This is a genomic window from Bartonella sp. AC158YNML (assembly GCF_042196725.1).
GTDB lineage: Bacteria > Pseudomonadota > Alphaproteobacteria > Rhizobiales > Rhizobiaceae > Bartonella.
Genome location: NZ_JBHIQU010000003.1, coordinates 61,131 through 86,495, shown reverse-complemented (window position 1 = coordinate 86,495; position 25,365 = coordinate 61,131). Strand labels below are relative to the sequence as shown.

20 protein-coding genes are annotated in these 25,365 nt (G+C 38.1%); 16 read left to right on the top strand and 4 right to left on the bottom strand.

Annotation, left to right across the window (positions count from 1 at the left end):
- The first annotated feature begins 139 nt into the window (after nt 1-139).
- The 9 genes from ACFIM1_RS02655 (at nt 140) to truB (ending at nt 9,761) form a co-directional block, all read left to right on the top strand.
- The gene (locus tag ACFIM1_RS02655) at nt 140-553 is read left to right on the top strand and encodes a helix-turn-helix domain-containing protein (protein WP_375609192.1); all 414 of its coding nucleotides are present in this window, start codon (nt 140-142) and stop codon (nt 551-553) included.
- Nucleotides 554-683: 130 nt separating this feature from the next.
- Nucleotides 684-1,952, top strand: coding sequence for a methionine adenosyltransferase (gene metK / locus ACFIM1_RS02650; RefSeq protein WP_375609191.1), 1,269 nt, complete (start codon nt 684-686; stop codon nt 1,950-1,952).
- Nucleotides 1,949-2,650: a tRNA (guanine(46)-N(7))-methyltransferase TrmB gene (locus ACFIM1_RS02645; RefSeq protein ID WP_375609190.1), complete on the top strand. Its 702-nt coding sequence runs from the start codon at nt 1,949-1,951 to the stop codon at nt 2,648-2,650. Before metK ends, ACFIM1_RS02645 begins: the two co-directional genes overlap by 4 nt.
- Before the next feature lie 151 nt (nt 2,651-2,801).
- Nucleotides 2,802-3,428, top strand: coding sequence for a ribosome maturation factor RimP (gene rimP / locus ACFIM1_RS02640; protein WP_375609189.1), 627 nt, complete (start codon nt 2,802-2,804; stop codon nt 3,426-3,428).
- 47 nt (nt 3,429-3,475) lie between these two features.
- Nucleotides 3,476-5,107 carry a transcription termination factor NusA gene (nusA, locus tag ACFIM1_RS02635; protein WP_375609188.1) on the top strand — a complete coding sequence of 544 codons (1,632 nt, stop codon included), beginning with the start codon at nt 3,476-3,478 and terminating at the stop codon, nt 5,105-5,107.
- Nucleotides 5,108-5,743 (top strand): RNA-binding protein, encoded by a 636-nt coding sequence (locus tag ACFIM1_RS02630; RefSeq protein WP_375609187.1) that lies wholly within the window; start codon nt 5,108-5,110, stop codon nt 5,741-5,743.
- A complete protein-coding gene (gene infB, locus ACFIM1_RS02625) occupies nt 5,740-8,259 on the top strand; it encodes a translation initiation factor IF-2 (RefSeq protein WP_375608028.1) in 2,520 nt (839 codons plus the stop codon). Before ACFIM1_RS02630 ends, infB begins: the two co-directional genes overlap by 4 nt.
- A gap of 123 nt (nt 8,260-8,382) precedes the next feature.
- Nucleotides 8,383-8,796, top strand: coding sequence for a 30S ribosome-binding factor RbfA (gene rbfA / locus ACFIM1_RS02620; RefSeq protein WP_375609186.1), 414 nt, complete (start codon nt 8,383-8,385; stop codon nt 8,794-8,796).
- 2 nt (nt 8,797-8,798) lie between these two features.
- Complete coding sequence (gene truB / locus ACFIM1_RS02615) at nt 8,799-9,761, top strand: tRNA pseudouridine(55) synthase TruB (RefSeq protein ID WP_375608026.1); 963 nt, start codon at nt 8,799-8,801, stop codon at nt 9,759-9,761.
- 1,488 nt (nt 9,762-11,249) lie between these two features.
- On the opposite strand, the gene ACFIM1_RS02610 is transcribed toward truB, so the two are convergent.
- Nucleotides 11,250-12,878: an MFS transporter gene (locus ACFIM1_RS02610; protein WP_375609185.1), complete on the bottom strand. Its 1,629-nt coding sequence runs from the start codon at nt 12,876-12,878 to the stop codon at nt 11,250-11,252.
- 311 nt (nt 12,879-13,189) lie between these two features.
- Here ACFIM1_RS02610 and rpsO point away from each other — a divergent pair, with 311 nt between their 5' ends.
- From rpsO to ACFIM1_RS02595, 3 genes are all read left to right on the top strand, one after another.
- Nucleotides 13,190-13,459 (top strand): 30S ribosomal protein S15, encoded by a 270-nt coding sequence (gene rpsO / locus ACFIM1_RS02605; RefSeq protein ID WP_005774142.1) that lies wholly within the window; start codon nt 13,190-13,192, stop codon nt 13,457-13,459.
- 251 nt (nt 13,460-13,710) lie between these two features.
- Nucleotides 13,711-15,906 carry a polyribonucleotide nucleotidyltransferase gene (gene pnp, locus ACFIM1_RS02600; protein ID WP_375608024.1) on the top strand — a complete coding sequence of 732 codons (2,196 nt, stop codon included), beginning with the start codon at nt 13,711-13,713 and terminating at the stop codon, nt 15,904-15,906.
- 71 nt (nt 15,907-15,977) lie between these two features.
- On the top strand, nt 15,978-16,973 hold the full coding sequence (locus ACFIM1_RS02595; protein ID WP_375609184.1) for a class I SAM-dependent methyltransferase: 996 nt from the start codon (nt 15,978-15,980) through the stop codon (nt 16,971-16,973).
- A 19-nt stretch (nt 16,974-16,992) separates the two neighbouring features.
- On the opposite strand, the gene hslU is transcribed toward ACFIM1_RS02595, so the two are convergent.
- Both hslU and hslV read right to left on the bottom strand, forming a co-directional pair.
- Complete coding sequence (hslU, locus tag ACFIM1_RS02590) at nt 16,993-18,303, bottom strand: ATP-dependent protease ATPase subunit HslU (protein WP_375606778.1); 1,311 nt, start codon at nt 18,301-18,303, stop codon at nt 16,993-16,995.
- On the bottom strand, nt 18,304-18,885 hold the full coding sequence (hslV, locus tag ACFIM1_RS02585; protein WP_375609183.1) for an ATP-dependent protease subunit HslV: 582 nt from the start codon (nt 18,883-18,885) through the stop codon (nt 18,304-18,306).
- A 218-nt stretch (nt 18,886-19,103) separates the two neighbouring features.
- Here hslV and ACFIM1_RS02580 point away from each other — a divergent pair, with 218 nt between their 5' ends.
- The 4 genes from ACFIM1_RS02580 (at nt 19,104) to ACFIM1_RS02565 (ending at nt 23,633) form a co-directional block, all read left to right on the top strand.
- Nucleotides 19,104-20,093: an asparaginase gene (locus ACFIM1_RS02580; protein WP_375609182.1), complete on the top strand. Its 990-nt coding sequence runs from the start codon at nt 19,104-19,106 to the stop codon at nt 20,091-20,093.
- A 122-nt stretch (nt 20,094-20,215) separates the two neighbouring features.
- Nucleotides 20,216-21,214 (top strand): type I pantothenate kinase, encoded by a 999-nt coding sequence (gene coaA, locus ACFIM1_RS02575; RefSeq protein WP_375606822.1) that lies wholly within the window; start codon nt 20,216-20,218, stop codon nt 21,212-21,214.
- A gap of 13 nt (nt 21,215-21,227) precedes the next feature.
- Nucleotides 21,228-22,595 (top strand): M17 family metallopeptidase, encoded by a 1,368-nt coding sequence (locus tag ACFIM1_RS02570; RefSeq protein WP_375609181.1) that lies wholly within the window; start codon nt 21,228-21,230, stop codon nt 22,593-22,595.
- Nucleotides 22,596-22,760: 165 nt separating this feature from the next.
- A complete protein-coding gene (locus ACFIM1_RS02565) occupies nt 22,761-23,633 on the top strand; it encodes an NlpC/P60 family protein (protein WP_375608019.1) in 873 nt (290 codons plus the stop codon).
- A gap of 1,241 nt (nt 23,634-24,874) precedes the next feature.
- On the opposite strand, the gene mutT is transcribed toward ACFIM1_RS02565, so the two are convergent.
- Nucleotides 24,875-25,288 carry an 8-oxo-dGTP diphosphatase MutT gene (gene mutT, locus ACFIM1_RS02560; RefSeq protein ID WP_375609180.1) on the bottom strand — a complete coding sequence of 138 codons (414 nt, stop codon included), beginning with the start codon at nt 25,286-25,288 and terminating at the stop codon, nt 24,875-24,877.
- Nucleotides 25,289-25,365: the final 77 nt, after the last annotated feature.

Genomic DNA, 25,365 nt, shown 5'->3' with positions numbered 1-25,365 from the left:
CCTTGTGCGATATTATGTTGCATATACCAGTAATATTGGGAAAAAATATTACATATTATTTTAATTATATGATAAACCAGCTTCGCATAAATCTGATGTTGGTTTAAAAGAAAAGTGCTGGAAATTAAAGAGTTGCATTATGACCGAAACTAGAAAAAAACCTGACCCTATAGATATCTATGTTGGAACTCGTATTCGTTTACGTCGTAATATTTTAGGACTTACTCAAGAAAAACTAGGTGAAAAATTAGGCATCACTTTTCAGCAAATCCAAAAATATGAAAAAGGAACAAACCGTATCGGTGCCAGTCGTCTTCAAGCGATAGCAGAAATTATGGATGTTCCTGTTTCTTACTTTTTTGATAAAGGACTTACCTCTCAACAAGTAGAAGGTTTTGCTGAAAGTGATCACAATTTTATGGACTTTTGTTCTAGCAGCGAAGGTATCCAACTCATGCGGGCTTTTACGAATATCTCTGATGCTAAAGTGCGTCGAAAAATCATTGACTTAGCAAAAGCACTTTCTGAGGAAGATTTAACAAATAAGCTATAAAATTAAAATTATATTTTTTCTCTCTTATTCATATAAATTCGCATTAACGATTTGCTGTGGAATTGGCAAACCGTAGAAATTTTAGTAGGCAATTAATTGAATCGTTGGTTTTCTTTTTGAAGGAGTTCCTATGCCGCATCAAGATTATCTTTTTACGAGCGAATCGGTATCAGAAGGGCATCCTGATAAAATTTGTGATCGTATTTCTGATGAAATCGTTGATATGATCTATAAAGAAGCTCAAAAGACTGGTACTGATCCGTGGTTAGTCCGCGTTGCTTGTGAAACTCTCGTCAGTGTAAACCGTGTTGTTATTGCCGGTGAAGTGCGTGTTCCCGATACACTCTTAAAAAAAGATAAAAATAAAGAGTTTATCTATGATAAGATTGGCTTTCCACTCATTAATCCTACGCGTTTTCGTACAGCAGCACGCCGTGCTATTCGTGCTATTGGCTACGAACAAGCCGGATTTCATTGGAAAACTGTTAAAATTGATGTTCTATTGCGCCCTCAATCTACGGACATTGCAAGAGGCGTTGATAATGCTACAGATCGGCATGGTGAAGAAGGAGCAGGTGATCAAGGTATCATGTTTGGATATGCTTGCCGTGAAACACCAGATCTCATGCCTGCACCAATTTATTATGCGCATAAGATTCTCAAACTTCTTGCCGCAGCCCGTCATAAAGGAGAAGGAGAAACTGGAAAATTAGGACCAGATGCTAAAAGCCAAATCACCATACGTTATAAAAATGGAAAACCTATAGAGGTAACATCCATCGTTCTTTCAACGCAGCACCTCGATGAAAGTTGGGATTCCAACAAAGTGCGTACAGTGGTTGAGCCATACATTCGTCAAGCTTTACATGATATTCCCATTTCTGATCAATGTAGTTGGTATATAAACCCAACAGGAAAATTTGTCATTGGTGGTCCTCAAAGTGATGCCGGATTAACAGGACGCAAAATTATCGTAGATACGTACGGAGGCGCAGCACCCCATGGAGGCGGTGCTTTTTCAGGAAAAGATACGACAAAAGTTGATCGTTCTGCAGCGTATGCAGCACGTTATCTGGCTAAAAATATTGTTGCAGCTCATTTAGCAGAAAGATGCACCATTCAACTCTCCTATGCAATTGGTATTGCACAACCTTTATCTATTTATCTTAATCTTCATGGAACAGGAAAAGTCGATGAAAAGGTTATTGAAGAAGCCATCCGCAAAATAATGGACCTTTCACCTACCGGCATTCGAAAACATCTTGACCTCAATAAACCTATTTATGCAAAAACAGCTGCCTATGGTCACTTTGGTCGTAAACCAAAACACGATGGTTCGTTTTCATGGGAAAAAACTGATCTCGTGAAAACGCTTCAAACAATGATCCAAATCCCATGATTAAACATAATATACGTAAGAGTGAAGCATTTTTTGGACGCCGACAAGGAAAACAACTTCGAAACAGTCAGCTTACACGTATAAAAATGCTTCTCCCATATTTTAATATTGATCTAAATGTCCCTCCTCCCTCAAACTTTACATCCTTATTTTCAAGCAAAGTAAAAGAAGTTCGACTTGAAATCGGCTTTGGTGGAGGTGAGCATTTACTCCATGAAATGGAACATTTTCCACAAACCGGTTTTATCGGCATCGAACCTTTTATTAATGGCATGGCGAAAATATTGTTGTCCCTTGAACAACATAAACACCATCAAAATCGTCTTCGCCTCTATAATGATGATGCTACGCGCCTCCTTGATTGGCTTCCTGATAACTCGCTTGATGGAATAGATCTTTTCTATCCTGATCCTTGGCCGAAAAAGAAACACTGGAAACGACGTTTCATCAACATAAAAAATCTTAACCGTTTTGCTCGCGTTCTTAAAAAGGGAAAAAAATTTCGCTTTGCTAGCGATATAGACAGTTATGTAAACTGGACCTTATACCATTGTGCACAACATGATTACTTTGAGTGGAAAGCAGAAAGCCCTCAAGACTGGAAAAACCCTTATCCACTATGGAGAGGAACCCGCTATGAAGCAAAAGCTCTCCGCGAAGGACGAACGCCTGCCTATCTTACCTTTATCAAGAAATAAATGATCAAGCGCTTTTCTCATAAACAACTTGAAAAATTTTGGATTTAAGAGTATCAATAGTTAAATTCTTGGTCTTATGATGAAGAGTGGGCCGTTGGACCCGCTCTTTTTTAATATCATAAAACTGATGAAACCAACTTGGATAAAATTTATGAATGAAGTTGAAAAAATAAGCAATCTTGACGAACCGCGCCTGTTTGAAGAAGATGGTATCGAAGCACAGGTTGCTGCTCTTGTCATACCACTACTTAAACCTTTAGGTTTTCGTTTGGTTCGCGTGAAACTTCTTGGTCAAAATGGTTTAACACTTCAAATTATGGTTGAACGTGCCGATGGTTCTATGACCATAGAAGATTGTGAAACGGTTAGTCGAACTGTTTCTCCCCTCCTTGATGTACAAAATGTTATTGAACGCAAATATCATTTAGAAATCTCATCCCCTGGAATTGATCGTCCATTGGTAAGAAAATCTGATTTTTTTCATTGGCAAGGGCATCTTGCAAAAATTGAAACCAAAATAACAATTGATGGGCGCCGAAAATTTCGTGGGACACTTACAAATATCACGCAAGATGGATTTATTTTAAACACTGATAAAGCTGCTTATGGAGAAGCCATGTATACCCCTATTTCCTTTTGTGATATTATAAATGCGCATTTAGTGCTTACCGATGAGCTTATTCGCGATGCATTGAAACAAAATAAAGATTTAAGTCAACAATTCATTGCCGAAGAGAACGTTAACGACTCTATACAGACGCTCAATTTCAAAAAATAATATCACTGGGAAATACCCATCGTGTGGCACAAAGAAGGAGAAAATTGATGGCTACAAGCGCTAACAGGCTTGAGATTCTGCAAATTGCAGATGCTGTTGCACGTGAAAAGTCAATCGACCGTGAAATTGTCATTTCTGCGATGGCTGATGCTATTCAAAAAGCAGCACGTTCTCGTTATGGTCAAGAAACCAATATTCGTGCTGAAATCAATTCTAAAACAGGTGAAATTAAATTACAGCGCCTGCTTAAAATCGTTGATGTCGTTGAAGACTATACAACGGAAATTACTTTGTCTGATGCTCTCAAACGTCAAGCAGAAGCAAAAATTGGTGATTTTTTTGCTGATCTTTTACCTCCTATGGATTTTGGACGTATCGCAGCACAATCTGCTAAACAGGTTATTGTACAAAAAGTACGCGATGCAGAGCGTGATCAGCAATATGAAGAATTCAAAAATAAAGTTGGTGAAATTATTTCTGGTACAGTTAAGCGTGTGGAATATGGTAACGTCATCGTTGATCTAGGGCGCGGTGAAGCTATTGTGCGCCGTGATGAATTAATTCCTCGTGAATCATTCCGCTATGGAGATCGCATTCGTGCTTTTGTCAATGATGTACACCGTGAAACGCGTGGGCCGCAAATTTTCCTTTCACGCACCCATCCCCAATTTATGGTAAAACTTTTCACTATGGAAGTACCTGAAATTTATGATGGTATTATAGAAATCAAATCTGTTGCCCGCGATCCGGGTTCACGAGCTAAGATCGCCGTTGTTTCACGCGATGGTTCCATTGATCCTGTTGGAGCATGCGTTGGAATGCGAGGAAGTCGTGTACAAGCTGTTGTTGCTGAATTACAAGGCGAAAAAATTGATATTATTCCTTGGTCGCCTGATGCAGCAACATTTGTCGTTAATGCATTACAACCTGCTGAAGTTTCTAAAATCATCCTTGATGAAGATGCTGAACGTATTGAAGTTATTGTGCCAGATGATCAACTTAGCCTTGCTATTGGACGACGTGGACAAAATGTTCGTTTAGCTTCGCAGCTAACAGGATGGAACATTGATATTTTAACGGAAAAGGAGGAATCTGAAAATCGTCAAAAAGAATTTACTGAACGGAGTAAATTGTTTATGGAATCCTTAGAAGTTGACGAAATGATCGGACAAGTTATGGCGTCAGAGGGTTTTTCTTCTATTGAAGAAATCGCCTATATTGATCTGGAAGAAATCGCTTCTATTGATGGTTTTGACCATGAAACTGCTAATGAAATCCAAAGTCGTGCCCGTGAATATCTTGATCGGCAAGAAAAAGAGCTCGACGAAAAACGTAAAAAACTCGGAGTTTCTGACGAATTGCGAACACTTCCTGGAATGACAAGTGCTATGTTGGTTGCTGTTGGTGAGGATGGTGTAAAAACAATAGAAGACTTTGCTGGCTATGCCGTTGATGATTTAGCCGGCTGGAGAGAACGTAAAGAAGGTCAAACACAGAATTTTTCTGGTATTCTGACCCCTTTTGACATTACACGTGATGATGCAGAAGCTATGGTTTTAGCCGCACGTGTACAAGCAGGCTGGATAGACCAAGCTGATCTTGTTACAGAAAATCCTGTAGAAGATGAAAATTCTGCAGAAAATGAAAAAACAGATGATTTGGATGTGGATACACTTTAAATGAATGAACGGACTTGCATTGTGACCCGAAAAAATGCTTCAGCACAAATGCTGATCCGTTTTGTTATTGGTCCCAATAACCAAATTGTTCCTGATCTTAAAGCGAATTTACCAGGGCGTGGCGTTTGGATTTCTGCCCATCACGCTGTTATTGAGAAAGCAATCAAACAGAAAGCTTTTCATAGAAATTTTAAAACAGATGTTGAGGTTGTACCAAATCTTGTGCATATTGTTGATACGCTTTTACTAAAAGCTGCTCTCTCAAGCCTTTCCATGGCAAGAAAAGCAGGAGCCGTTGTCGCAGGAGCAACAAAGGTTGACACCGCTATTCGCTCTGGTCAAGTTATTCTTGTACTCCATGCCAAAGAAACAACAGAAGATGGAAAACGAAAAATTGCACAGGCCATCCACACAACACAACAACAAACAAATCGCACTATAAAAACCATATCTTTATTTACAAGTGATGAAATGCGAGTGGCTTTTGGCTCTAGTCCTGTAATGCACGCAGCTTTATTGGACACAAAGGCTGCTGAAGGATTTCTCAAAACGATATATAAATTGATCACCTATCGTGATGACAAACATAGTAAGCTTGGTGAGATGACGGCACAAGCCGTGAAGGAAGTACAATGAGTGAAAATAACAACGACAAAACAACAATCAAGAAGACACTAACTCTCAAGCGGTCTGTCTTGGAAACGAGCACGGTCAAACAAAATTTTAGCCATGGCCGTACAAAGGCTGTCGTTGTCGAAACTAAACGGCGTAAAATTACGCGACCTGATGAAAAAACTGAGACCCTACAGCCCATTACAAAGCCGCATGTGGCTTCCCAGCGCTCTAAACCACGTTTTGAGGGAAAAAAGCCTCAAGAATCTGTAGCCAAAAGCAATCTTTCATCGGCTGAAATGGAAGCAAGACTTCGCGCATTAGAAGAAGCACATATCCAAGAAAGAATAACGCGAGAACAAGCCGAAGAAAAAGCAAAACGCGCTAAAGAACAGGAAGAAATTTTACAGCAAGAAATTAAAGAAAAAGAAATACATCCCCAACAAGAAGAAGAAAAACCGCTGATACAGACTCCACCTGTTCCTCCTCTCATCGAACAAACAGATATTCCTCTTGCGCCTAAAAACACAACTGTGATTGAAAAACGCAAAATAGATGAGGATAAAGAAGAAGAGCGGCATAACCGACGTTCTAATCTTTCTAAATCAGAAATACGCGCGCCAAAAGTTATCAAAGGGACTGATGAGCGACGTCGTGGAAAACTAACTCTTAATAGCGCACTGGATGAAGAAGGAAGCGCACGTGGGCGCTCAATGGCTGCAATGCGGCGCAGACAGGAAAAGTTTAAGCGTGCACAAAACCAAGAACCAAGAGAAAAAATTTCTCGCGAAGTTGTTCTTCCTGAAACAATTACCATTCAAGAGCTCGCACAACGTATGACTGAGCGTTCCGTTGATGTAGTTAAATTTTTAATGAAACAGGGACAAATGGTGAAACCTGGTGATGTTATTGACGCAGACGTTGCCGAACTCATCGCTGTTGAATTTGGCCATACTGTTAAACGTGTTTTAGAATCTGATGTAGAGGAAGGTATCTTTAATGTAACAGATAATCCTCAAAATATGCAGCAGCGTCCCCCTGTTGTAACCATTATGGGCCATGTTGACCACGGAAAAACTTCTCTTCTGGATGCTATTCGCAAAGCAAATGTTGTTTCTGGCGAAGCAGGTGGTATTACGCAGCATATTGGTGCCTATCAAGTAGAACAAAACGGTCAAAAAATTACTTTTATTGATACACCAGGGCATGCTGCATTTACCGCTATGCGTGCTCGTGGAGCTCGTGTTACCGATATTGCTGTTCTCGTTGTTGCCGCTGATGATAGTGTCATGCCCCAAACGATTGAATCAATCAATCATGCCAAAGCTGCTGGTGTCCCTATCATTGTTGCTATCAACAAAATTGATAAACCAGCTGCGAATGCACAAAAAGTACGTACAGAACTTTTACAACATGAAGTGTTTGTTGAAACTATGGGCGGGGAAACTTTGGACGTTGAGGTTTCTGCTAAAACTGGTCAAAACCTAGATAAACTTCTCGAAGCTATCCTTCTTCAAGCTGAAATGCTTGACCTGAAAGCAGATCCTCAGCGAACTGCAGAGGGCGTTGTCATTGAAGCCAAATTGGATCGAGGACGCGGATCTGTTGCAACAGTTCTTGTTCAAAAAGGTACATTACATCCTTCTGATATTATCGTTGCCGGAAATGAATGGGGTCGTGTACGCGCTTTGATTGATGACCGTGGTCGCCATGTCAAAGAAGCTGTTCCCTCTACACCAATTGAAATTTTAGGCATGCAAAGAACACCACAAGCTGGAGATCGTTTTGCTGTTGTCACACATGAAGCAAAAGCACGCGAAATTTCTGAATATCGTCAACGATTAGCTCGTGATAAAGCTGTTGCTCGACAAACGGGTTCGCGTGGTTCTCTTGAACAGATGATGACAAAATTGCAAACAACTGGTGTTAAGGAGTTTTCTCTTATTATAAAAGGAGATGTGCAAGGATCAATTGAAGCAATCGCTTCAGCATTAGAGAAGCTAGGAAATGATGAGGTTCGTGCGCGTGTTGTACATTCTGGTGCTGGAGGAATTACTGAAAGTGATATTTCTCTTGCAGAAGCATCTAATTCAGCTGTGATTGGTTTTAATGTTCGGGCCAATAAACAAGCGCGTGATTTTGCTAAAACACAAGGAATTGAAATTCGTTATTATAACATCATTTACGATCTTGTTGACGATATCAAAGCCGCCATGTCTGGATTACTCTCACCAGAACAGCGTGAAACATTCCTTGGTAATGCTGAAATTCTAGAAGTCTTTAACATTACAAAAATCGGAAAAGTTGCTGGATGTCGTGTTACAGAAGGTAAAATAGAACGAGGAGCAGGCGTTCGCCTTATCCGTGATAACATCGTTATTCACGAAGGAAAGCTAAAAACACTCAAACGCTTCAAGGATGAAGTCAATGAAGTACAAAGTGGTCAAGAATGTGGAATAGCCTTTGAAAACTATGAAGATATGCGCGCAGGAGATATCATTGAGACCTTCCGTATCGAACATATTAATCGCACATTATAAAATAATCCAATAACTTTACCCTAGTGTAAAATGAGGAAAGTTATTCGATTATATAGACAATGTCTCTTTTTTTCCTTATCTAAATGATCAAAAAAGAGGTCTTGTAGCGAGGATAAAACTTTGATGAAAAATGCAGGGCCATCAAAACGGCAACTTAGAGTAGCAGAGCAAGTACGTCACGCAGTAGCGCATATACTACAGCGTGGTATTTTGCTTGATGATGTCTTGAAGGATATTGTCATTTCTGTCTCTGAAGTACGAATGTCACCAGATTTAAAAATTGCCACTTGTTTTGTATCACCTCTCAGCACTCTTAAAAATACTTTCCATACCGATACCGATGTCATTGATATTCTCAATAAACATAGTCGTTTTCTCCGTGGAGAAATCAGCCATACGTTGCAACAAATGAAATATATGCCTCAACTGCGTTTCCGACTTGATAATAGTTTTGATAATTTTTCAAAAATTGATGCCCTACTTCGTTCGCCTGAGGTCGCGCGCGATCTTCACCATAGTGATAAAGATAAGGTTTAAGTATGGCACGACACCGCAAAAAAAAAGGACGTCCTGTTTCTGGCTGGGTCATATTTGATAAACCAAAGGGAATGAAATCCACAGAAGCTGTCTCACAAATCAAATGGCTCTTTCATGCACAAAAAGCAGGACATGCCGGTACGCTTGATCCTCTTGCTTCTGGTCTCTTACCCATTGCATTGGGTGAAGCAACCAAAACCGTTCCTTACGTGATGCAAGGCAAAAAAACTTACCGTTTTCATATCGCTTGGGGACAAGAACGTTCAACAGATGATCTAGAGGGAGAAATAACCAAAACATCTCTCAAACGTCCAACTCGAGAAGAAATACTTGCTCTTCTTCCTCAATATACAGGTATTATTTTGCAAACACCTCCACAATTTTCAGCAATAAAAATTGCTGGAAATCGCGCTTATGATCTAGCGCGTGAAGGGGAAATCGTTGAAATTCCACCCCGTGAAGTGGAAATAGAAACTTTCAAGTTAATAGAAACTCCTACCAAGGAGTATTCTGTCTTTGAAATAACCTGCGGGAAAGGAACTTATGTGCGCTCTTTAGCACGCGATATGGGACGTGATCTGGGATGCTACGGGCATATTGCTGACTTAAGACGTATTACCGTCGCACCTTTTGATGAAGAGGATCTCATCACATGGGATGAACTAAAAGCAGCTAGCCCGCTAAATAAAAATACTACAGAGGAAAATAATAGTTCTTTTGAAAAAAATTTCACAACACTCGATGGGCTCTTAATTGAAACGAGCGCCGCATTGGATTGCCTCTTTCATTATACCCTTAATGAAACCCAAGCACAAAGAGTTATGAAGGGGCATTCTATACTCTTGTGTCATCACAAAATACCTCTTGATGAAGATGAAATTTGTGTCCTCTATAAGGAACAACTGCTTGCTATCGGCACCCTCGACAAAGATCTATTTAAAGCAAAGCGGATTTTTACAATTTAATCGATTCTTTCCCCCTTTTTCGGAAAGATCATTTTTCTCTCTCAAATAAAGAAAATGTGTTGCTTTTCATTGTCTCCATTTTTCTTATTCACATCAAAAATTAAGTTAACGATACAAGCCAATACCATCATACACTTTGTCCCCCCCCCTAATGTAACAACAGTCCTTGCATTTAAAAAGATTCATAAGAGGCATGTTATATCCCTTTTTCAATCTCTTTTTACTCACACGTTAACCTCCGTTTGTAATGTATCAGCGAATGATTTGGATAGATTCAACCTAAACACATTTAAAATGAAATAATCCTACGATATCTAGACTTTTACATTCAATATAAAAAACAGTTATTTATTCTTATAATCAATGTGTTGGAATCATATTCATTGCGTCCAACCTTAAAAACTCAAGAATCTATATCATGTTAAATCACTCATTTGATCATTACAGTACACACCTACATAATCTCTTTTTGGCAAAAAGAATTGTTCCGAATAGAAAAACTCAAACCTCAGGATTTAAACACATTGTAAGGATAATCCCTTCCAACTATTTATCCAATAAAAATTGATCGTTGACCACCTAAAAATGGCATAATTATGCTTACAATCGATCATTCTAATCGTCACGAAAGCACGCAAAGGTTTTGTAAAAATATCTGTAAAGAATAAGAAATTGTCAAGCTAGGGATTAGCTTATCGTTGTTTTTTGTATCGAATAAAAAGCTAGTATATCTCTTCATTCCATGGTTGGTATTTTGTAAACAGTTTGAACTTTCTATACCAGATATGAGTAAAGATATATCTGGTTGAGTAATATTTAAAAGGATAAGATAGCTTCATTTTGCAAAAACATGCAAGCAAAAACAAGCTATTTTTCATCTTACTATTATCCCTTTCATTCGACTCTACTTTTTAAATAATAGGGATTACGCTTTGTCTTACGTTTTTATTTTTCTCGTTCTTTTAATATGATTATTTCTCACTCAAAATAGGACGCCTAAAATAAAAAATTGTTGTGCTGCTTATTCACATGCTTTTTTAAGAAACATTTCTCAATGCATTCGAACTTATTTCACAACAACGCTCGTAAAATATATAAAATTCATTGCGCATGGCCCCATCTTTACGCTTAATAAAAATATAAGCCGGTATCACCATTCTATTTTCTAATTTAAAGTGTCGTAATAAACCTTGGCACTCGAAATAGTTTATTAGAAATCCTCCTTTTTCTATCATACCCGCTCTTACTTGTGACGTACAAGAAAATGGTTTTGATTGATGCAATATAAAGTAAAGTAAACAGATTTGAAATGAGAAAAACTTAAATTTTTGAAGACTATTATTTACCATAAAAAATGATAATTAGTCATTTATAAGTCAATATATTAACTATTGTAATACCCGTTTTTTTGTTGTTGCACTTATGCAAAAAAATTGATCAAAATAATATTAACATAATTTAATATTTTACAAAAAAACTGTTTTAACCCTAAGGGAGATGATCAGAGGAGACTTTTAAAAGCATCTCATTGGCTTGGGGTATTGTTTGGCGTTCAATCATGCGGTGCACTCTTATACCGTTAGGAGCACAATTTAAATGACGCAGACGCTTATTGACTTCGGCATCCGCTTTTGTGCGACGATGATTATGGCGTAAATAATCTACCCATGTTGGCATATGATAAGCCTCTGTCCAATATTCAGGTCTTTCCAGATCTCGTAAAAGGACCCATTGACGCGCACCATCGCGTAACCGAATATGGCGTCGACGCGTCATCACTTTAAGAAACTCTTCGAGATCATTTTCATGAATTTGATAATCAATCATTATCATGATCGGGCCACTTCTTGCTTTGAGGTCGAGTAATAATTCCGGCTCTCTAAAATGATCAAGAGGATTTAAATCTATCTGAGGAATTTCTTGAATTCTAAACTTTACCCCCGCAAGAGCACCTAAAATCAAGAATAGAGAACAAATGCTCAAAGCAATTGTTGGAGAATAACCATCAGCCAAAACTCCCCAGATTGCACTTCCAATAGCCATCCCCCCATAAGATGCCGTTTGATAAAGTGCTAAAGAACGAGCTACAACCCAGCGTGGTGTAGAAAGTTGTACAGATGTATTAAACAACGATAATGCCAAAACCCAACATAAACCTGCAGGAAATAAAGCAATATGGCTTATAATCAATGAACGGCTTATTCCCAATAAAAAGCAAGAAAAGGCAAAACCAATAAATGCACTTGCAATAATTGTTTCTGAACGAAAATGATGCCGTACAAATTCATTAATAATACCTGCTGTCATGGCTCCTAACCCAAAACAACCCAGCAACGTACCATAAAGAAGGGCATTTCCTCCGAGAACTTTATGCGCAACAATTGGCAAAAGTGCTAAAATCGAAATTGCTCCTATACCAAAAAGGAACGCTCGAACCATAATACTTAAGAGATTAGGCGACATCGCAACATAACGCAAACCATCTGAGACAGCTCCTAACAGTCTTTCTCGTGGCAATGGGTTGTTTTTATAATTCGATTTCCAGAAAAATAACGCACCAATAAGAGGAATATAGCTTATAGCATTAAACAAAAAAGCAGCAGATGCACCCAAAGTTGCAATAATGGCACCACCAATCGCAGGGCCAACACTCCGCATCAAATTAAAGCCAACACTATTCAAACTAACAGCAGTAGGAATATTTTCCCTGCTCACAATATCTCCTATCGTTGCTTGCCAAGAAGGATTATAAAAAGCCGTGCCACATCCAATAAAAAACGTAAAACATAATAAAAGCCAAGGTGTGAGAAATCCCAGATAGGCTAAAACAGCTAAACTCATGGATATGACCATCATCATAATTTGCGCGCACAACATAATTTGACGCCGATTAAAATTATCAGCTAAGGCCCCTGCCATCAAAGAAAACATAACAAGTGGTAACGTTGTCGCACTTTGAACAAGCCCAACCATGGAATGCGAAGAACTAATCAACGCCATTAACCACCCTGCTCCAACAGCCTGTATCAATCCCCCTAAATTAGAAATAAGAGTCGATAACCATAAATTTCGAAATACCGAATTACGGAAAAGTTTTAATGTTGAAATGCTCTGCATCTTTTTCCTCCAAATCGGTATTTATCATTTTTTTACCATACACACGCAATAATTTTTGTATCAAAAGGATGCATAATTCTTTAAAAATTCTCATAAAACCCTCTTTAAATCAATATTTCTAAATAAAAGCCCTTGATTTAGAGAAAGACTTCAAAATGCTGTTAAGGACTAGTATTTTAACCTTCTTTCCTATATAAGAACGAGAATAGGTAAGAGTCTTCGACTCTTCTTGTTTCTTAACAGACCCTTGCTGAACGACATCTCGGCTGTGGGTGGCTTTATGTTTCTTCGTTTTTGGAAAGGATAATACGATGTCGATTACAGCTGAACGTAAACAAGCTCTTGTCGCAGAATACGCAAATAAAGTTGGTGATACAGGATCACCAGAAGTACAAATTGCTGTACTTTCTGAACGTATTTCTAATTTAACAAACCACTTTAAATCTCATAAAAAAGATAATCATTCTCGTCGTGGTCTTTTGAAGATGGTGTCTCAACGCCGGCGCCTTCTTGATTATCTTAAAGGAGTTGACCAAAATCGTTATCAAACACTTATTAAGAAATTAGGTTTGCGTCGCTAAAAGAAAAATGGGGGTGGTATTTAAAAAAACACCCATTTTTTTCAACGTGTTTCTTTCAGTTAAAATTTTTAAAAGCTGATAAGTTATTATGGGATAGGATTGCTTACCATTTCACATTTAATGCGGTTTTCTTCTTTTTTTACCAAAAGGATAGAAGTAACTTGTTGTCTACCCCAGAGCTTGAAAATATGCTACGCACAACCAGAATTTGAGCAATCAAAGATTTAAACACTGGTCATTAAGGATAAAAAATGTTTAAAACGCACAAGATAGAAATTGAATGGGCCGGGCGTCCGCTCACCCTTGAAACAGGGAAAATAGCGCGTCAAGCTGATGGTGCAGTGATTGCCACCTATGGAGAAACGATTGTCTTAGCTACCGTTGTATCAGCCAAAATCCCAAAACCAGACCAGGACTTTTTTCCACTCACCGTTAATTATCAAGAAAAATCCTATGCTGTTGGTCGAATACCTGGGGGCTATTTAAAACGTGAAAGTCGACCAAGTGAAAATGAAACTTTGGTTTCACGTTTGATTGATCGCCCAATTCGTCCCCTTTTCGTTGAGGGATATAAAAATGATACACAAGTTATTGTTTCCGTTATACAGCATGATCTCGAAAACAATCCCGATATCCTTGCAATGATTGCATCTTCTGCCGCATTGACCCTGTCAGGTGTTCCTTTCATGGGGCCTATAGCCGGTGCCCGCGTTGGCTATTGTAATGGACAATATGTTCTTAATCCTCATATCGATGAAATGCCTGAATCAAAACTTGATCTTGTTGTTGCTGGAACAGAAAGTGCTGTTTTGATGGTTGAATCAGAAGCACAAGAATTACCGGAAGATATCATGTTGGGAGCTGTGATGTTTGGTCACAAAGGCCTTCAACCTGTCCTTGATGCCATCATCAAGCTTGCTGAAGTTGCTGCAAAAGATCCTCGTGATTTTGTTCCTGAAGATCTTTCTGAACTTGAAAAAGCGGTGCAGAAAATGGCAGAACAGGATATACGAAAGGCTTACACAATTACTGATAAGCAAGAACGTTATGCTGCAATTGATGCTCTAAAAACAGAAATTATCAGTAAATTTATGCCAGAAACAGAAGACGACTGTCAATTCAGTGCAGATCAAATTGCAACCGTCTTTAAACAATTGCAAGCAAAAATTGTTCGTGGAAACATTCTTGATACCCAAAAGCGTATTGATGGACGCAATCTTTCTACCGTGCGCCCTATCCAATCAGAAGTAAGTATTTTACCCCGCACACATGGATCCGCACTCTTTACCCGCGGAGAAACACAAGCTATTGTCGTTGCAACATTGGGAACTGGTGAAGATGAACAATATGTTGATTCTTTAACGGGTATGTATAAGGAAACATTCCTCCTCCATTATAATTTTCCACCATTTTCCGTGGGTGAAACAGGACGCCTTGGTTCTCCTGGTCGTCGTGAAATTGGACATGGCAAATTGGCATGGAGAGCAATTCATCCCATGTTGCCAAATAAAGAATCTTTTCCTTATACCATTCGTGCTGTCTCAGAAATTACTGAATCCAATGGATCTTCTTCTATGGCAACGGTTTGTGGAACGTCACTTGCTCTCATGGATGCTGGTGTTCCTCTAGCACGCCCTGTTGCTGGTATTGCTATGGGCTTGATTAAAGAAGGAGAACGCTTTGCTGTTCTTTCTGATATTTTAGGAGATGAAGATCATCTTGGAGATATGGATTTTAAAGTCGCAGGAACAGAAAATGGTATTACTGCCTTGCAAATGGATATCAAAATTGATGGTATTACCGAAGAGATTATGAAAATTGCGCTTGAACAAGCCAAAGGTGGCCGAATCCATATCCTTAATGAGATGGCGAAAGCTTTAACCAGTGCACGTGCTGAGCTGAGTGAATTTTCTCCGAGAATCGAAGTTATGAATATTTCTGTCGATAAAATCCGTGATGTTATCGGCTCTGGTGGTAAAGTTATTCGGGAAATCGTGGAACAAACAGGAGCAAAAATTAATATTGAAGATGATGGTACCATTAAAATTGCTTCTGCTGATGCTAAAACCATTGAAGCGGCAAAACGCTGGATCCATTCTATTGTTGATGAACCTGAAGTTGGTGCTATCTACCAAGGAACAGTTGTAAAAACTGCAGAATTTGGTGCATTTATAAACTTCTTTGGTTCTCGTGATGGACTCGTTCATATCTCTCAACTTGCATCAGAACGCGTCGCCAAAACAACCGATATTATTAAGGAAGGCGACAAAGTTTGGGTTAAGTTAATGGGCTTTGATGAGCGTGGAAAAGTTCGGTTATCAATGAAGGTCGTTGATCAAACAACCGGAAAGGAAATCACCGGTGATAAAGCGATGAATGAAGAAAAGTGCGTGGATGAAAAAAAACAACCTGAAAATAAGCGCCGCCGTAAGAAAAAAGAAGAGTAAGCCTTTCTTCTTATCAATCATGAAATGCCATCCCAATATTGGAATGGCATTTTTCTTTGAAAGAGCCCTATGTGTTATTATTTTTGCCTTTTGAAAATCATGAACTCCCGTATCCAGATCCAAGCCAATGTTGGCTGAGTTTCGGTTTAACAGAAGTTCCGGCTCAAAAATGGGCGCAAAATTTAAAAATTATTACGCCTTGGCGACCAGATTTTTTAAAATTTGTCGATACTCAATTTCACTGCTCTCCTCAAATAGATAAAACTTTCAACTATGATGGTGCATTTTTACATTTGAGCAAATATCGTGGTTTTAATCAAAATTGTTTTCTTGATTTATTAGAATGCGTTAAACCCAATGGATGGGTTGTGATCAGTGGGAATAAAACTGCTGGTGCTGCTTCAATGATGAAATGGGTCAAAAATATTGTCCCCATCACCAATAAACTGTCTAAAAATCATGGTCTGGTATTTTGGCTGCAAGTTCCTCCACAAATAGAGAAACAGAATATTGTACAATTGCGCTCACCACCGCTTACTTTTGGTAAATTTCAAACTACTTCTGGTATGTTCTCACACGGTCGTATTGATCCAGGATCTGCTGCGCTTGCTTCTTATATGCTCAAAGTTATTTCTGGAAAAACAGCTGATTTTGGTGCTGGATGGGGTTATCTTTCTCACGTTGCGCTTGAAAGAAGTAAAAAACTCACTGCTCTCGACCTTTATGAAGCAGACTACAATGCTTTGAGAGCAGCAAAACAGCACCTTAAATCCATAACAACTCCTTTTCCAATTCATTTTTATTGGCATGACCTTGTACATGAACCTATCACAAATCTATATGACACAATCATTTCAAATCCACCGTTTCACACACAACAAACAACAGATGTTTCATTAGGAAAAAATTTTATTATAAATGCTGCAAAGTGCTTAAAGCCAAGCGGCAGTCTGCTTTTTGTTGCAAACCGCCACCTGCCTTATGAAACATTATTAAAAAATATTTTCCGCACAGTGTTGATACACGAACAACCCCATGGTTTCAAAATTATCGAAGCACGCAGATAAACAGAACAAGCAATAACTTTCAAAGAATAAAACGTGAAAGATCGATATCAGCAGCAAGCTCGCCAATAGATTTTCTCACGTAAGCAGCATCAATTGTAAATGTTGTTCCAGCTTTATCAGGCGCAGTGAAAGAAATTTCATCCAAAACGCGCTCCATCACCGTTTGCAAACGACGTGCTCCTATATTTTCAATCCTTGCGTTTAAATCTACAGCAATATCTGCTAAAGCATCAATAGCATCATCTGTAATTTCCAAATGAACCTCTTCCGTTGCCATAAGAGCGATATATTGTTTAATCAAACTAGCTTCTGGTTCCGTTAGAATGCGTCGTAAATCTTCCCTTGTTAAAGGGTTGAGCTCCACACGGATGGGCAAACGTCCTTGAAGTTCCGGTAATAAATCAGATGGCTTGGAAACATGAAATGCACCTGAGGCAATAAAAAGAATATGATCGGTTTTTATTTGCCCATATTTTGTAGAAATTGTTGTTCCTTCAACCAAAGGCAAAAGATCCCGTTGAACGCCCTCACGCGAAACCGCAACACTTGCTCCACCATCCCTGGTTGCAATTTTATCAATCTCGTCGATAAAAACAATACCGTCATTTTCAGCAACACGAAGCGCCTCTTGAATAATTTGCTCCTGATCAAGGAGTTTTTCAGATTCATCATCAATGAGCGGCTTAAAAGCATCTCTTACTGTCGTCTTACGGACTTTTGTACGACTGCCCATTTTTCCCAAAATATCTGATAAATTCATAATACCCATTTGCGCCCCAGGCATACCAGGAATATCAAAGGTTGAAGCACTACTGCTATTATTATCGGCGACTTCAATTTCAATCTCTTTTTCATCCAATTCACCTTCACGCAATTTTTTACGAAAACTATCACGAGTAGTAGGACTTGCTGTTTTACCAACAAGGGCGTCTAAAACACGCTCTTCAGCATTCACGTGGGCCTTTTCTTTTATTTCATCCCGTTTCTTTTCACGCACAAGAGAAATGGCAATTTCAACAAGATCTCGAATAATTTGCTCAACATCACGTCCCACATAACCAACTTCAGTAAATTTAGTCGCTTCTACTTTAACGAAGGGTGCTCCAGAAAGTTTTGCTAATCGACGTGCAATACCAGTTTTACCAACACCTGTTGGCCCTATCATTAAAATATTTTTTGGCATAACTTCTTCACGCATCGGCTCATCAAGCTGTTGCCTACGCCACCGATTGCGCAGTGCAATAGCTACAGAGCGTTTGGCATCATTTTGGCCAATAATAAAACGATCAAGTTCAGAAACAGTCTCACGAGGGGAAAATACAACACACATTTAAATAGCTTTCTCTAAAGAAGATAATTCTGCATCCAATGTTTCAATCGTAAAATGATCATTGGTGTAAACACAAATTTTAGCGGCAATAGCCATAGCTTTACGAGCAATAGTTTCTGCATCCAAATCCAAATCCATGAGTGCACGCGCTGCTGAAAGAGCAAAATTTCCTCCAGAGCCAATTGCCATAACCCCATCTTCTGGTTCTAAAACATCACCAAGCCCTGTTAGAGCCAAAGTTACTTTCTTATCAGCCACGAGCATCATTGCTTCGAGACGACGCAAATAGCGATCTGTTCTCCAATCTTTTGCAAGTTCTACACAGGCACGCATAAGCTGATCAGGATATTGTTCAAGCTTTGTTTCCAATCTTTCTAGTAATGTGAAAGCATCTGCCGTAGCACCTGCAAAACCAGCAATAACCACTCCGCTTTTGCCAAGACGACGGACTTTACGTGCATTGCCTTTCATAATCGTCTGTCCAAGAGAAACCTGACCGTCGCCAGCCATCACGACTTTGTCACCTTTTCGTACCGTAATAATCGTTGTGCCATACATTATGTCTGGCTTATGTTCTGTCATAAGGAGACTCCTTAATATTAACTTATCTTTTTAATATTGTCTTTTCATACAATGTAAAACTCAAGTACTATTGTCCTATTTAAGAACATATACAGTAAAACACAATGATTCAGCATAACTCAATTTGTTAAAATTGAAAAAATGATATTATTGTTGTCAATGTAAATTACTGCTAAATAGCTTTATGTAAACAGTTTATACCCCTTTAGAGGAAAATTATGAAAAAAATAGCTATAGGAACCTTAGGTGGAACAATTGCAATGACTGCTGATAGTTTTGGTCACATGCAACCGACTTTAACTTCAGATAACCTCATAAAAAGTGTTCCTGCTTTAAATAACGTTGCTGATATTCATGCACAAACATTAATGCAAATACCAAGTGGATCTTTATCGTTTCAAATGCTTTTTGAAATAATTAAGTGGGCAAAACAACAAATAAACGCTGGTGCAGAAGGTATTGTTTTAACACAAGGGACTGATACTCTGGAAGAAACAGCTTTTTTTCTTTCTCTTTATTGGAAAGAAGCTGAACCTCTCATCATAACCGGTGCTATGCGCATGCCTCATGAAGCAGGAGCCGATGGCCCAGCTAATATTTTAGCAGCCACTCATGTTGCGGCAGCCCCACAAAGTCGTAACAGAGGCGTTCTCGTTGTCATCAATGATACAATTCATTCACCTTATTGGCTCTATAAAAGCCATACCGTCAAAGTCGAAACATTTCAATCAGGTGTTGCAGGTGTTTTAGGAACTATTTTAGAGGGAAAACTTATTTATTTCAATGATCGAAAATTTTTCCCAAAAACGTTTGATTTTCCCCAAAACCATGATCATCAAATTGCACTCCTCTATTCCTCTTTATCTTCTGATGCAAAATTAATGAAACTATGCCTCGAAAGTGGGTATTATGCTGGGCTTGTTATTGCAGGTTTTGGTGCAGGACACTGTAGTTTTCAAGAAGCAGACCTCGTACAACAATATGCACAAAAAATACCAATCATTATTGCTAGTCGTTGTTGTAATGGCTCCACAACTCGTATAACTTATGGCTATAAAGGCTCAGAAATCGATATGATTGCTTCTGGTGCGCTCATGTCTGGTTATTTATCAGCCGTAAAAGCGCGTCTACTTTTATGGGCTTTTTTGGCGCAAGGGTATTCATTGGAACAAATCCGTGTAGATTGGAATGACTGGACGATAAGCTAACAAAAAATGACCTATTATCTTGAAGAAGAGAGCATGAAAAACAAAATTTACTTGAATACAAAGCCGTTCACATGTCCGTTCTTAATCGATTGCTGCGGCAAAAAAATTCTCGACCAATACAAATGATTGATACGACTATACAAAAAATTAATCAGAAAGATAATCTGGTCAAATCCGTTTCTGACCGATATTCACCCTACCGTGTCTTTACTGCACAACAATGGTCAGAGTTTCGTGCGGATACACCTCTTACTTTGACTTTTGATGAAATTAAGCGTTTACGCTCTATGGATGATCCTATCGATCTTGAGGAAGTTCAACGCATTTATCTTTCTTTATCGCGTTTGTTATCATGCCATGTTGAAGCCGTACAGGAACTTTTTCACAAACGTCAGAAGTTTCTCCATCAAGAAGAGATGAGGAAAACGCCTTTTATTATTGGAATTGCTGGTTCTGTAGCAGTAGGAAAATCAACCACTGCTCGCATTCTTCAAGAACTATTGAAACGTTGGACATCTAGTCTTAAAGTTGATCTGATCACAACGGATGGTTTTCTCTATCCTAACGCAATCTTACAGCAAAAAAATCGTATGAATCGTAAAGGATTTCCTGATTCTTATGACATTAAAAAATTGCTATGCTTTCTTTCTGCTATAAAAGCAGGTGTCGGAAATATTCGTGCTCCGCTTTACTCACATATGACCTATGATGTTCTAGAAAACCAGACAATTGCCATTGACCATCCTGATATTTTAATTGTTGAAGGTATTAATGTATTACAGGTCAGTGATCTTCCTAAAGATGGGAAAGCCATTCCTTTCGTATCTGATTTTTTTGATTTTTCAATTTATGTCGATGCTGAAACAGAAGTCATTCGTCACTGGTATTTGGAACGTTTTAAACGTTTGCGTAAAACAGCTTTCCAAAATCCTGAATCCTATTTTCATCGTTATGCCCACCTCAATGAAAAAGAAGCCTCAAAAATTGCTGAGGATCTTTGGCAAACGATTAATTTAAAAAATTTACAAGAAAATATATTGCCAACACGACCAAGGTCCAATCTCATTCTACGAAAGGGAAAAAATCATTTGGTCGAATATGTCGCACTTAGACGACTATAAGGATCTCATAACTATGCACCACCACCCCGTTCATTTTACCTCAACGCGTATCGATAACAGTTGCCCTATCATCTTGGTAAACCAAAGAACTCTTGCCAACTTATCACTTGATGCGTCAACAACAGCATGGATAAAAGTTAATGACTTTACTGGTAAAGCAGGACAAATACTCTTTATTCCTCACGAAACGGGGCATTTAAAAAAAGTTTTATTTGGAATTGGCAATGGTAACGATCCTTTTATCACAGGAGTTCTTGCTCAAAAACTTCCTGCTGGTCAATGGCATTTAGAAGGTACAACCTCTGATGAAATAAATACCTATCTTGGATTGGCATTCGGCAGTTATCAATTTAATCGCTATCGTCAAAATTCTTCTTTCAAATCATTATCTATCCATGTCAATGAGGCAATTGATCTTAATGAACTCCAACGAATTTATGAAGCTGTCTTCTTTGTCCGTGATCTCATTAATATTCCAGCCAATGATATGAACCCTGATACTCTCGAAAAAGAAGTACGACAACTAGGAAAAATTTATGGTGCTCATGTCCAAAGTATTTGTGGAGATGATCTCTTAACCCATAACTTTCCGATGATTCATGCCGTAGGACGAGCAGGCAGTACTCCACCACGACTGATTGAGTTACTCTGGGGCCAAGAACATCATCCTAAAATAACGTTGGTGGGCAAAGGCGTAACTTTTGATACTGGAGGACTCGATATTAAATCAGCCAATAACATGTTGCTTATGAAAAAAGACATGGGGGGTGGAGCAAACGTTTTGGGATTGGCTAAACTTATCATGGATGCAAAATTGCCTTTCCGTCTACGCGTTTTGATTCCAGCTGTAGAAAATGCAATTTCTGCCAATGCTTACCGACCAGGTGATATTCTTAAAAGTCGTAAAGGCTTAAGTGTTGAAGTGGGCAATACAGATGCTGAAGGGCGACTTGTCCTTGCTGATGCACTCGCCTATGGTGATGAAGAAAGTCCACAATTCATGCTTTGCATGGCTACTTTAACAGGGGCAGCACGCACAGCATTAGGACCAGATCTTCCGGCATTTTATTGTAATGATTCACTATGGGCACAACAAATTTCTGAATCTGCTCACGCTGTTTTTGATCCTCTTTGGCAAATGCCCCTTTGGCAACCTTACCAAGAGATGTTATCATCACCAATTGCTGATCTTAACAATGTAACTGGAAATAGCTTTGCTGGCTCTATAATCGCTGCTTTATTTCTTAATTCTTTTGTTGAAAAAACCAAACTTTTTGCCCATTTCGACCTTTATGGATGGGTTCCAAAAGAAAAACCAGGGTATCCTGTCGGTGGTTCTGCACAAGTTATTCGTGCTCTTTATAATCTCTTTAAAAATTAATTTTGACATAAAACAAACATAAAAATGGACAATTTTAGAACTTTAAGAGCAATTGTTCTTCATCTTTAATTGTGTTCTGTAATTTATTTGAGGATAAAAATTCTACCAATACAATTATTATGAGCCTATTTAAAGGAAAAAAAACAAAGGATGAAAGATAAATAAATGTTCCCTAGAGATCCGAGATTACATGCGTTCAGAGAAGATCTAGCAGACGAACGTCTTAAAGGCGAAATTACAGCTCAGCGCTTTGTGCAAGGTGAAAAAAGACGCGTTAATGTACCTGTTGCTGGATTGTTTAAAGAAAATAATAACAAAAGTGAAATGCAGACAGAGTGCTTATACGGAGAAGAACTTCTCATCTTTGAGCATGGAGAAGAAATGTCGTGGGCACAATCTCTCAAGGATGGTTATGTCGGTTATATTGATACAAAAGTTCTTTGTACATCAACCGTAGAACAAACACATGTTGTTACAGCGCCACGTACTTTTCAATATTCCCAAGCTGACTTACGTGGACCAGTAGAATATCCTTTATCTATAGGAAGTAAAGTAAGCGTTGTTAATGAAGTTGAAGTCCGTGGAACCAAGTATTCTATACTTGAAAATGGGGGCGCAATCGTTAGCGATCATCTCAGTCCAATTGGCAACGTCGTGTATAAAGATTATGTTAAAGCTGCTGAAATGTTGATCTATACACCTTATCGTTGGGGTGGAGCCAGTGGTTTTGGAATTGATTGCTCAGGACTGGTCCAACTTTCTATGACAATGGCTGGTCAAGTTGTTTTACGCGATACTGACATGCAACAAAAAACTATAGGAAATCCACTCTCAGATAGTGATAAACTTCAACGAGGTGATTTGATTTTTTGGAAAGGTCATGTCGCTATTATGACTGATTCTGAAAATATTATTCATGCAAATGGTTCCTCTATGGATGTTACGATCGAACCACTGGAAAAAGCAGTTACGCGTATTGCTCAAAAATGCCAGCGATATCCTGTAGAAAAACGACGTCCAACAACACTGGGAATATAGTACGTGCTTTTACATGAATATGACAATGTGGGCTATTGTTGGCTGTTTGCTTCATATCGACGTAAGAAGGTTTTTATAAATTGAATTTATATCAAATGGAGTGCATTGCTTAATTATCCCCTAAACCTCGGTATTTAAGAGGATTGTACTTTTTTATACATAAAACTTATTGAGTTTTTGTATTTTTTTTAGTGATGGGTGTGCGAATAGAGGTTAGAGAATAAGATTTTCTAACATACGCCCTACAGAGTTGCATTCTCTTTTACCAATTTTCTCCATGTATGTTTTGAATTTTGCTAAGTTATGTTGTAAAAAAATATTCAATATTTTTTCAAAAGTTTTTATCAACATACACTGTCCTTTGGATATTGCAAAAATTCAGCACCCAGCTTTCTCAATGGCTTTTTTAAATCATCATTTTTTACAATAATGTGTTGATTTTAAAAATAAAAAAGCATTATGCAACTCAAATGAGATCTCTTGCCATTCGTATTTTTCACTGTTCCACATATCCTTTTACTTTGAATTAAAAAATTGTCCAATGACAGCTTGTTAAATGGGTTTGCATGTAATTTGGAAAGTAGTTGAAATATAGATTAAATAGATAACGCATAAACTGTTAAAATATAATGGAAAGTATAACGTTGATTTTAAGAAATTATAATAAAGTTAATTCATAAGTTTATAAATATAAAAATAGCAACTTTCAGTGTATCTTGTATTATTCATTCATAGATAATGCTAAAAGATGAATTGAAAAGAAAATTCTCTCAATCAATACGCAATTGAATAATACAAGCGTGATACTATTTATAAGTACCTTCTATTATTATAGAATATAAAAAACATAAGACACTGCATAGTCTTTATCATTTTAAAAATATTGCTTTGCATAATTTTGAAAGCTATAATGCTACACAAAAAGGAAATGGATAAACCACACAATAATTTCTACCTTTATGCTTTTATCTTTTTCCAAAACGAATATACTTATCCTTCTATTAGCTTGTTCTTAAACAATTTTTTCTGATTTAGAGAAAGAGTATTTAAACAATGAAATAGTACAGCATGAAGAGAGACAGTTTTATGTAAAGGATATTTTATGATTATAAATCAATATGTTGATTTTAATATGCATCATCATGATGAGGAAGCAGTTTTTTATGCAAAAAAATCCTTTTGAATCCTTGCTCAATATGTATGCAATACACACCACACGATATTCTCTTCTCACAAACTCATTAAAGAAGAAAATTTCTCAATAACTGAATTAATGGTTTATCTGCATCAGGCATAGGATATTGATCAAGATCACCAATAAAAACCCATTCTAAATTTTGCCCTTCTCGTCCTTGCGCAACGCCCTCATAATGGTCACAAAGATACAATGGCATTAAGAGATGAAATGTTTTATAGCTATGACTTGCAAATGTTAAAGGGTGTAAATTATTTGGTTGAACATAAATACCAAGCTCTTCCTCTAGTTCACGAATCAATGATGCTTCCGGAGTTTCACCTTGCTCAACCTTGCCACCAGGAAACTCCCATAAACCAGCTAGTGATTTTCCTTCAAGACGCTTAGTTAGCAAAACACGATTATTCTGATCGAACAATGCGCATGCAACAACAAGAAGAATGGAACTTTTTATATACATATTACTCGCCAATAGGGATCATAAAGATAACTGTCTTTATCTATCATACCCCTCCTGCTCCTAAAAGAACTTACATC

Coding starts and splice junctions, on each gene's coding strand:
- ACFIM1_RS02655 (WP_375609192.1), top strand. CDS start 140: ATGACCGAAACTAGAAAAAAACCTGACCCTATAGATATCTATGTTGGA.
- metK (WP_375609191.1), top strand. CDS start 684: ATGCCGCATCAAGATTATCTTTTTACGAGCGAATCGGTATCAGAAGGG.
- ACFIM1_RS02645 (WP_375609190.1), top strand. CDS start 1,949: ATGATTAAACATAATATACGTAAGAGTGAAGCATTTTTTGGACGCCGA.
- rimP (WP_375609189.1), top strand. CDS start 2,802: ATGAATGAAGTTGAAAAAATAAGCAATCTTGACGAACCGCGCCTGTTT.
- nusA (WP_375609188.1), top strand. CDS start 3,476: ATGGCTACAAGCGCTAACAGGCTTGAGATTCTGCAAATTGCAGATGCT.
- ACFIM1_RS02630 (WP_375609187.1), top strand. CDS start 5,108: ATGAATGAACGGACTTGCATTGTGACCCGAAAAAATGCTTCAGCACAA.
- infB (WP_375608028.1), top strand. CDS start 5,740: ATGAGTGAAAATAACAACGACAAAACAACAATCAAGAAGACACTAACT.
- rbfA (WP_375609186.1), top strand. CDS start 8,383: ATGAAAAATGCAGGGCCATCAAAACGGCAACTTAGAGTAGCAGAGCAA.
- truB (WP_375608026.1), top strand. CDS start 8,799: ATGGCACGACACCGCAAAAAAAAAGGACGTCCTGTTTCTGGCTGGGTC.
- ACFIM1_RS02610 (WP_375609185.1), bottom strand. CDS start 12,878: ATGCAGAGCATTTCAACATTAAAACTTTTCCGTAATTCGGTATTTCGA.
- rpsO (WP_005774142.1), top strand. CDS start 13,190: ATGTCGATTACAGCTGAACGTAAACAAGCTCTTGTCGCAGAATACGCA.
- pnp (WP_375608024.1), top strand. CDS start 13,711: ATGTTTAAAACGCACAAGATAGAAATTGAATGGGCCGGGCGTCCGCTC.
- hslU (WP_375606778.1), bottom strand. CDS start 18,303: ATGTGTGTTGTATTTTCCCCTCGTGAGACTGTTTCTGAACTTGATCGT.
- hslV (WP_375609183.1), bottom strand. CDS start 18,885: ATGACAGAACATAAGCCAGACATAATGTATGGCACAACGATTATTACG.
- ACFIM1_RS02580 (WP_375609182.1), top strand. CDS start 19,104: ATGAAAAAAATAGCTATAGGAACCTTAGGTGGAACAATTGCAATGACT.
- coaA (WP_375606822.1), top strand. CDS start 20,216: ATGATTGATACGACTATACAAAAAATTAATCAGAAAGATAATCTGGTC.
- ACFIM1_RS02570 (WP_375609181.1), top strand. CDS start 21,228: ATGCACCACCACCCCGTTCATTTTACCTCAACGCGTATCGATAACAGT.
- ACFIM1_RS02565 (WP_375608019.1), top strand. CDS start 22,761: ATGTTCCCTAGAGATCCGAGATTACATGCGTTCAGAGAAGATCTAGCA.
- mutT (WP_375609180.1), bottom strand. CDS start 25,288: ATGTATATAAAAAGTTCCATTCTTCTTGTTGTTGCATGCGCATTGTTC.